The sequence below is a fragment of the uncultured Methanofollis sp. genome (genome assembly GCF_937919355.1).
GTDB lineage: Archaea > Halobacteriota > Methanomicrobia > Methanomicrobiales > Methanofollaceae > Methanofollis.
This window is the reverse complement of sequence record NZ_CALFSA010000071.1, coordinates 1-9,664: the sequence shown is the minus strand read 5'-3', so window position 1 is coordinate 9,664 and position 9,664 is coordinate 1. Positions and strand designations below refer to the sequence as shown.

Sequence of the window (9,664 nt, the reverse complement as noted above, 5' to 3'; positions counted from 1 at the left end):
CTCAAGGTCGGCGAGGGGGACCGTCGCAGTGCCGCCGCCGACGCGCGTGACTTCGAGATGCCCCTTCACGTCCATGCGACCGACCTCCCAGGGCTCTATCCCGAGGTCGCCCCTGATCTTCCCTTCCATCAGCGCCGCATAGTCGAAACTCTCCGTGCAGAAGAGGCCGACAAGCAGGCGGACCGCCCGGGCGTACGGCCCGTGGAGGTCGAAACCGCTCGTCCTGATCCGCGCCACCGCCTCGGCCGCACAGGGCACCGCCACCACCGCCACCCGGCGGTACTTCCGCACAACCACCGCCTCCTTCAGGGCCGCAAGGAGGGGCACCCACCAGGTGTACCGGCTCCCCGCACGGGCGACGAGCGCCTCGCGGTCGGTGACTACCACAGACTGCGGTTTTCTCGTCCACCTGTCCTCTGAGACCGTGACCACCGCGTCGACGAGACCGGCATCAAGGGCGTGGACAAGGATCGCCGTCACCGCACCGCCACTCTGTCTGCCCGGCACCGGGAAGGTCGCCCGCGCCGAGACCGCCGAGAGATAATTACCCAGGGGCTTTGACGGATCGGCGCCGTCGGCGACACGCGGGCACGCCAGGTAGCAGGCGCCGCACGGCACGCCATCACATTCCATCTTGCAGTAACTCGACGACACAGGGTGGCCGGGCGCAGTCTCCGGGAACGAGAGTGCGTCGGCCGGGCAGACCGCAACGCAGGCACCGCAGCGTGCACAGCGGCCCGTTTCCCAGACTTCGGCCTCCAGGTCTTTGTAACTCTTTTCCGCCATCTCAATCACTCCCACGTGTATTTCCCGGCAAAAGGCCTGGTGCTCTCCGGGCCGATCCGGGTATACTCGCCGGCAAGGATGGCCCCGACATCGGCCCCGAAATACCGGCAGTATTCCTCGACGAGAGGCCGGATCCGGGCGCGGTCCTCCTCCTCGAAGGGCATCCTGACAGCCCCGACCGCAAGACAGCGGTCGTCCACCTCGCCCCTGATGAAGACCTCGCCGCCGTGTATCCCGCTTGCAAGCCCGCGCTCGGCAAAGGAACCGGTGGCGTTCAGGCGGAGGAGGAGGATCGTCCCCCCGGCCATGTGCTCCCCGAGGAACGACCGTGCATCGCCGCCGACGACCAGGTACGGCCTCTTCTCATGGTAGGCCTTCATGTGGATCCCGCCGCGGTAGCCGATGTCGTCCCTGACAAAGACCTTCCCACCGCGCATCGAGTGGGCGACGGCGTCCCCCGCGCTCCCGTGGATGACGATCGTCCCCGCCTCCATCGTGTTGCCGGGCGCGTGCTCGGCATTGCCGTGGACGACGACAGTCGGTCCCCGCATGAACATGCCAAGGTCGCCGCCCGGCACCCCGTTGACGGTGATCGTCACCTCGCCCACGAGACCGTCGGCGATAAAGCGCTGGCCGAGCACATGGTCGAGGACGATCTCCGTCTCGCCTGCGGCCACCGCCGTTCTCACCTGCTGGTTGAGGGGTGTGTAGTGCACTCCTGCCGCATCGATGTGGGTCGCCATTCTCACGCCCCCACTGTCCTGACGTCCAGCACCTGCAGCAACCCCTCGTCGAGCATGTAGCCCCGGAGACGGTCGCGGTTACCCCGCAGGCTCTCGATCGCATTGATACCGGCCGCCCCCATCAGTTCGGAGATCTCCATCGTCCAGGCATGGATGAGGTTGGCCACATGCTCACCCTCCAGTACCGGGTCAAGGCGGGCGACCAGGTCGGGGCGCTGCGTGGCAATCCCCCAGGGGCAGAGGCCGCGGTAGCAGGTGCCGCAGACCCGGCACCCCATCGCCACCAGGGCCGCGGTGCCGATGTAGACGGCGTCGGCACCGAGGGCAATCGCCTTCGTCACGTCGGCGGCATTCCTGAGGCCGCCGCTCGCAATGACCGAGACCTCGTTCCGCACGCCCTGGTCGCGGAGTTTCTGGTCGACCGCCGAGATCGCCGCCTCGATCGGGATGCCCACGTGGTCGCGGAAGACCTTCGGGGCCGCGCCCGTCCCGCCGCGGAAACCGTCCACGACGACGGCGTCGGCGCCCGACCGCGCGATGCCGGCCGCGATTGCGGCGACGTTGTGGACCGCGGCGATCTTCACGAAGACCGGTTTCCGCCACCCTGTCGCCTCCTTGAGAGAGCGGACGAGTTGCGCCAGATCCTCGATCGAGTAGATGTCGTGGTGCGGCGCCGGACTGATGGCGTCGCTCCCCTCCGGGATCATCCGGGTCCGGGAGACGTCGGGGCCGACCTTCTCGCCAGGGAGGTGGCCGCCGATGCCGGGTTTCGCCCCCTGGCCGATCTTGATCTCGATGGCCGCACCCCTGTTGAGGTAGTCGATGTCCACGCCGAAACGCCCCGAGGCCACCTGCACGATGAGGCGGTCCTGGTACGGGTGGAGGTCGGGGTGCATCCCGCCCTCGCCCGTCCCCATGAAGGTCCCGGTCTCGTGCACCGCCCGCGCCAGGGCGAGCTGCGCGTTGAGGGAGATCGCCCCGTAACTCATGTGCCCGATCATGATCGGCGTCTCGATCATCAGGTTCGGGGCGATCTTCGTCTCCAGTTCGACGTCCCCCGTCTCCGTCCTCCTGAACGCAAGTTTCGAGGGTTTCTTGCCGAGGTAGGTCCGCAGTTCCATCGGTTCCCTGAGGGGGTCGATGGAGGGGTTGGTCACCTGGCAGGCGTCGAGGAGGAGACGGTCGAAGATCGAGGGGAGGGGCAGGGCATTGCCCATCCCGGCAAGGATGATCTTCCCGGTCCGCGCCTGGTTGTAGATCGCCTCCCTGGCCTCGGGTGTCCAGAGGGGGTGGGACCGGTAGTCCACCGGGCGCTCCACGACCGAGATCGCGTCCCGCGGGCACATGGCTATGCACCGGTGGCAGGCGGTGCAGTTCCGCGAGACGGCGACGATAATACGGTCGCCCTCCTTCCTGAACGTCCCGTACGGGCAGTTCTCGATGCACCGCCCGCACTCCATGCACCTCTCCGGGTCGATCGTGACCTTATACCGCAGGGGCACGCTCCCGATCGTCATCGGCGGACCCTCCCGACGACGGGTTCGCCTGCCCGCGGCATCCACACCCGGTCCAGTTCGGGGGCGATCCGCCTGATCGCCGCCTCTTCGGAGGAGATGTACATCCGGTCGCCCTCCTCCGCGACGACGAGGGGCCGCAGTTTGATCCGGTCGGTGAAACCGGCAATGCCGTCGCGGTGTGCAACGACGATCGCAAAGGGGCCGTTCATCATCGCCGACCCGTAGGTGAGGCGGATGGCGCGGTTGAGTTCTCGCTCCTTCGGGGGCATGCGGTCGATCTCGTCCCAGAAGGGCGGGGCGAGGGCACGCACCGCAAGTTTTTCGTCCAGGCCGTGCTTCCGGGCAAGGAGGTCGACGAGATAGGCGACAACCTCGGTGTCGGTGAACATCGTGCACTTGTATCCGTAACTCTCGATGTACCGCCGGTTCGTGCCGTAACTCGTGATCTCGCCGTTGTGGACGACGCTCCAGTCCAGGAGGTTGAAGGGGTGGGCGCCGCCCCACCAGCCGCGGGTATTGGTCGGGTAGCGGTTGTGGGCGAGCCAGATGTAGCCCTTGTAGTCCTGGATGCGGTAGAAGTCGGCGACGTCCTCCGGCCACCCTGCGGCCTTGAAGACCCCGATGTTCTTCCCTGAAGAGTAGATCAGCGCCCCCCGCATCGTCGTGTTCACCTTCATCACCAGGTAGGTGACGATGTCGTCCTCGGGCGACGGCGTCCCTGTCATGAGGGTGGGATCTGGCCTGAAGAAGTAGCGCCACGGAGTGTGGACCTTCTTCAGGTGCGGTTGCTCATAGGTCGGGATCTCCTCGTCGTGGACGATCGTCCCCCAGGTCTGGAGGAGGGCGTCCACCTGGGCCTTTGTCTCCACGATGTTGTCGAAGAAGACATGGATTGCATAGCAGTCGGCAAACTCGGGGTAGACGCCGTAGGCTGCATATCCCGCACCTTCCCCGCTGCCGCGCTCGTCCATCATCGAAAGCGCGTCCCTGATCCGTGCGCCGTCCATCACCGCTCCCGAGCGGTCGACGACGCTGATGATTCCACACATGGTCCACTCCACCACGGCCAGGTATCCTCTGGCAGTGGTTGTCGCAAAAAAATGTACCCATTAGCCATATATACTATTGGGTGGAACCATGTTTCCGTTATGCCAGCCGACGAGGTATCAGCACTCCTGGAGAGAATCGAAAGGGACAACGTCAAATTCATTCGTTTGCAATTTTCCGACCTCCAGGGCCAGCCGAAGAACGTGGCCATCCCCCCCGTCCAGGCCGAGAAGGCACTGACCGACGGGATATCATTCGACGGGTCGTCGATCGAAGGCTTCGCACGGATCGAGGAATCGGACATGGTGCTGAGGCCGGACCCCGCGACCTACACCCTTCTACCCTGGCGGAGAGAGGAGGGGCGGGTGGCCCGCTTCATCTGCGACGTCTACATGCCGAACAAGAAACCCTTCGAGGGCGACCCCCGCTATATCCTGAAGAAAGTCGTTGCCGACGCCGCAAAGGACGGGTTCGAGTTCAACACCGGTCCTGAACTCGAGTTCTTCCTCTTCAAGATGATCAACGGCAGGCCCTCCCTCGAGTTTCAGGACCACGGCGGTTACTTCGACCTCGCCCCCACCGACCTTGCGGAGGACGTGCGCCGCGATATCGTCCTCGCCCTGACCGAGATGGGCTTCACCATCGAGGCCTCCCACCACGAGGTGGCCGAGAGCCAGCACGAGATCGACTTCAAGTACGGCCCTGCCCTCCAGACCGCCGACAATGTCGTCACCTTCAAGTTCGCCACGAAGACGATCGCCCTCCAGCGCGGCCTCCACGCCACCTTCATGGCAAAACCGATCTACGGGATCAACGGGAGCGGCATGCACACCAACTGCTCCCTCTTCAAGGACGGGCAGAACGCCTTCTACGATCCCTATGCACCCCTGCAACTCTCGGAGACGGCGCTCCACTTCATCGGCGGCGTCCTGACGCACATCCGCGGCATCACGAGGCTTGCGAACCCGACGATAAACTCGTACAAGCGTCTCGTGCCCGGCTACGAGGCGCCGGTCTACATCTCGTGGAGCGCCTCGAACAGGACGGCGCTCTGCCGCGTCCCGGCGCCCCGCGGCAAGTCCACCCGGATGGAACTCCGCAGCCCCGACCCGACCTGCAACCCGTACCTCACCTTCGCCTGCATCCTGGCCGCGGGCATGGACGGCGTGCGGAACAGGATCGAACCGCCCGCGAGCACGAAGCTGAACATCTTCGAACTCACCGAGGACGAAAGAAAGGAGGTCGGCATCGACACCCTGCCGGGCACCCTCCTCGAAGCGAACCGGTACCTCCAGGAGGACGAACTCCTCTGCGCCACCCTCGGCCGCCACGTCGTCGAGAACCTCGACAGGATCACGAAGATGGAGTGGGACTCCTTCAGGACGACGGTCCACCCCTGGGAGATCGACCAGTACTTCTACCGGCAGTGAAAGGGCCGGTATCAACCTCATTTTTTCCGGCAGTCATACTGAGAGAGGGCAGGAGCGCGGATCCCGCGCTCCCCCTCGCGGACCCGGCGGCCAGATAACGTAATCTCAGGCCATATTTTTCCCGAAGAGTCCAGATGATCTAATATTTTCTCGCCCGTGACATCTGCAGGATAGAGAGAAGAGATCACGGCGGTGCACCGCCCTCTCCCCGGGGATAAGATTTATCACAGAGCGCCCGGAAGTTCAATGGGTTAATGAGATTCAACAAACACAACGATCATATATTAGACGCCATTTCTGGATCAAATTAACAATTAAAGTCAATTGGTAGCTTTTTTACTTTCCCGGCGCCCACCTTTCCGTCATACAATTTAAAGAACTGATTGAACCATGTCACAAAGTAAATCACGTTTGAAAAATCATGCGACCGGGATGGTCGTTGCCATCGGCCTCCTCTGCCTGATGGCGATGCCCGCGGCCGCAGAAGACACAGGCCTCGGGGCCGCGGTCGACGCCCCCGACCTTGTATGGACGACCGACACATCCACGAAGGCATGGATTGTCGATACTGAAAACGCCGTGAAAGGCGGAAGTTCTGCCCGGAGCGGACCGGGCTTAAGCTGGGGCGACTCGAAGATCGAGACCACAGTCACCGGGCCGGGCACGCTCAACTATTCATGGGACGTCAACGCCCCTTCGGGAGATGATTATAAGTTCTCGATTGACGGTGCCGAACAGAAGCAGATCTCAGGCACGGACGCCGCATGGACTGAAGAATCTTTCAGGATCGCTTCCGGCGAGCACACTGTCGCATGGACCTACCACAAGGGTGGCATGGGCGTCAACAAACAGAATGGTGGCTGGCTTGATGCAGTCTCCTTCACGGCAGAAGAGTGCACCGACTTCTCCGCCAATGTCACCTCCGGCATGGCACCCCTGGCCGTGCAGTTCACCGACCTCTCCACAGGCGACGTGAGCGGATGGGACTGGGACTTCGGCGACGGGAAAACCTCGACAGAACAGAACCCCGTTCATGTCTATCAGGACGCCGGGATCTATGACGTCGCCCTGACAATCCAGAAGGGGGGGTCTCCCGACACCATATCAAAGACCGGCTTCATCGAGGTCCTGCCGGCCCGGACCCTCGGCGACGCCGTAGGCGCCCCTGACCTCACCTGGACCACCGGCGGCGACGCCACCTGGAGCGTGAACATCCAGGACGGGGTGACCGACAGGAACAGTGCCAGGAGTGATTGCCTCTCCAGTTCTGAGTCCACCTGGATCAAGACCACGGTCACCGGCGCCGGGACCCTCTCCTTCGACTGGAAGGCGAACATCCAGTTTAACTCTATGTTTGGATCCCAGGGCAGCCTGGAGTTCTCCATCGACGGTGCGACCTCTTCTGACGGGAACAACTACACGAAGATCACGGCGACAAAAGACTGGACGCACACGTCCTTCGACCTCGGCGAGGGGGAGCACACCCTCCAGTGGACCTACACGGCCAAGATGGGCGACAAGCCCGAGAACGGCGGCTGGCTCGACAACGTCACCTTCACTGCTGCAAAACCACCAGAACCGCCTCTCCTCACCCTGGGCGAGGCCCTGGACGCTCCCTTACTCACCTGGACCACAGGCGGCGACGACGCCTGGACAGTTGAGGACGGCAACGGCGTCGGCGGCAGCTGCGCCAGGAGCGGTCAGGCCATCTATTCCTGTGATGGCTCCTGGATCGAGACCACCGTCACCGGCCCCGGCACCCTCTCCTTTGCCTGGAATGTCTCGTCAGGCTACGACGAGAGCGACGACCTCAACAACCCCTCCTTTTCTGACCTCCTCCGCTTCTCCATCGACGGTGCGACCCAGAAGAACATCGCCGGCGAGGACTTCACCTGGACGACCGAGACCTTCGATATCGGCGAGGGCGCTCACACCCTCAGGTGGACCTACATCGACGCGGGAGGTGAAGATGGTGGCAAGGACTGCGGCTGGCTCGACAACGTCACCTTCACCCCGAAGGCGGTCCCCGTTCCCACGACCCTGAAGGAGGCCCTCGACGCCGATAACCTCGAATGGGCCACCGACGGAGAATCTGAATGGACAGTCGACACGACCACCGGCGTGAAAGGCGGCGGGTGTGCACGGAGCGGCCCGGTAGAATACAGTTACCAGGAATCAAACCTCCTCACCAGCGTCACCGGCCCCGGCACCCTCACCTTCTGGTGGAACGTCTCCTCCAGCACTGAGGAATACTTCCATTTCACAATTGACAACGATCAAGTCGGCACCAGCATCAACGGCACCGACCACACCTGGGAGGAACGGACCGCCGAGATCGGACCTGGCAAGCACACCCTCACGTGGTGTTATTTCCGGAACAGTGATGAGCCCAAGGGCGAGGACTGCGGATGGGTCGACAACGTCACCTACACCCAGCATATCGCCACTGCCTTCACCGCCAACACCACCGCCGGCGAAGCACCCCTGACCGTGCAGTTCACCGACCAGAGCACCGGCGCGATCACCGCCTGGCACTGGGACTTCGGCGACGGCACGACCTCAGAGGAGCAGAACCCGGTCCACATCTTTGAGGCTGGCACCTACGACGTCTCCCTCACCGTCACCAGAGACGGCGTGGAGGAAACCGAGACAAAGACCGAATATATCCATTCAATCGGCGAGGTCACCCTCGCGGAGGCCCTCGACGCCCCCGACCTCGGGTGGACCACCGGTGGCAACGCCACCTGGTCGGTCGTGAAGGGCCCCGAGTATGTCAGCGCCAGTGCTGGAAAGAGCGCCGGCGCGCTGACCTCTGGCCAGAACTCCTGGGTCCGGACCACTATCGAAGGCCCCTGCACACTCACCTTTGACTGGAAGGTGAACCCCGGCAAGGTCTATGGAATGCCCATGGGCAAGATGGAGTTTGCGGTCGACGATGCGGACCAGTACGACGACCTGTACAAGAAGATCCAGTACGACACGAAGTGGCACCACGAGACCTATCACATCGGCCACGGCACCCACACCCTCACCTGGACCTACTCCACGTTGATGACCGAAGCCGAGGAGAACGGCGGGTGGCTCGACAATGTCACCTGCACCTACGGCGGCGGCGAACCTGTCGCCGACTTCGTCACCAACGTGACCGAAAACCGCGGCATGGCCCCCCTGGCCGTGCAGTTCACCGACAACTCCACCGGATTCCCGACCGCATGGGACTGGGACTTCGGCGACGGCGCAAAATCCGTTGAACAGAACCCGACCCACGTCTACGAGAACACGGGCGACTACACCGTCACCCTCACGGTCACCAACATCGTCGGGAGAGACGGCGACGGAGGACCCGTCCTCGGCACCGACACGGTGACAAAGACAGTGAAGGTCACCGAGCCCATCACCCTCGGCACGGCCGCGGACGCTCCAGAACTTGCCTGGACGACAGGCGGCGACGCCGACTGGTTCGCCGACATCTACTGCGCCCTGACAAACGGGAGTTCCGCGAGGAGCGGCATCATCTCATCCAGCAGCAACACCACCTGGATCGAGGCGACGGTCGCCGGCCCGGGCGTGCTCACTTTCAACTGGAACATCAACGCCAGCGCCACCATCTACAGTGGCCTGCTGAAGTTCTCCGCAGATGGCACCCAGATCTCACAGATCAAGGGGACACAGGAGGGCAAGTCCTGGCCTGGCGTGTACTATGAAGTCCCGCCAGGCGAACACGTCCTCAGGTGGACCTACACCAACGAACACCGGTACAGAGAGAACGACTGCGGCCACCTCGACAACGTCACCTACACCTCCGGCGCCATCCAGCCGACGGCCGCCTTCAAGGCCAATGTGACGCGGACAATGGCCCCGGCGACGGTGCAGTTCAACGACACCTCGGCAGGGTGCCCGACCACGTGGTCCTGGGACTTCGGCGACGGAAAAACCTCCGACGAGCAGAACCCTGTCCACACCTTCACGGATGTGAGGGAGTACACCGTCACCCTGACGGTCATCAACGACGCCGGCACCAGCACCACCACACAGACCATCTCGCTCGTCCCCTTCGCCACCCTTCCTGAGGCCGTCGAGGCCCCGGACCTTGAGTGGTCCACGGGCGGCGACGCACCCTGGTTCGTCGACGTCGACTGCG

The 9,664-nt window shown here is 63.5% G+C and carries 6 protein-coding genes; 2 read left to right on the top strand and 4 right to left on the bottom strand.

What is annotated here, in order from left to right; all coding sequences use genetic code 11:
• The 4 genes from Q0520_RS03415 to Q0520_RS03400 form a co-directional block, all read right to left on the bottom strand.
• Window positions 1–786: coenzyme F420 hydrogenase/dehydrogenase beta subunit N-terminal domain-containing protein (locus tag Q0520_RS03415; protein WP_298666618.1), on the bottom strand; the 786-nt coding region annotated here is incomplete at its 3' end.
• Window positions 787–791: 5 nt separating this feature from the next.
• Entirely contained in the window at window positions 792–1,529 is a 738-nt protein-coding gene (locus Q0520_RS03410; RefSeq protein ID WP_298666616.1) for a hypothetical protein, read from the bottom strand.
• Between the two features lie 2 nt (window positions 1,530–1,531).
• Window positions 1,532–3,046, bottom strand: a complete 1,515-nt coding sequence (locus Q0520_RS03405) for a glutamate synthase-related protein (RefSeq protein ID WP_298666614.1) — start codon at window positions 3,044–3,046, stop codon at window positions 1,532–1,534.
• Window positions 3,043–4,095: a glutamine amidotransferase family protein gene (locus Q0520_RS03400; protein WP_298666611.1), complete on the bottom strand. Its 1,053-nt coding sequence runs from the start codon at window positions 4,093–4,095 to the stop codon at window positions 3,043–3,045. Before Q0520_RS03400 ends, Q0520_RS03405 begins: the two co-directional genes overlap by 4 nt.
• Window positions 4,096–4,194: 99 nt before the next feature.
• Between Q0520_RS03400 and Q0520_RS03395 the strand changes: the two genes are divergently transcribed.
• Window positions 4,195–5,523, top strand: coding sequence for a glutamine synthetase family protein (locus Q0520_RS03395; protein WP_298666608.1), 1,329 nt, complete (start codon window positions 4,195–4,197; stop codon window positions 5,521–5,523).
• Window positions 5,524–5,934: 411 nt separating this feature from the next.
• Window positions 5,935–9,664, top strand: a 3,730-nt coding sequence (locus tag Q0520_RS03390) for a PKD domain-containing protein (RefSeq protein ID WP_298666605.1), incomplete at its 3' end; no start/stop codon positions are given.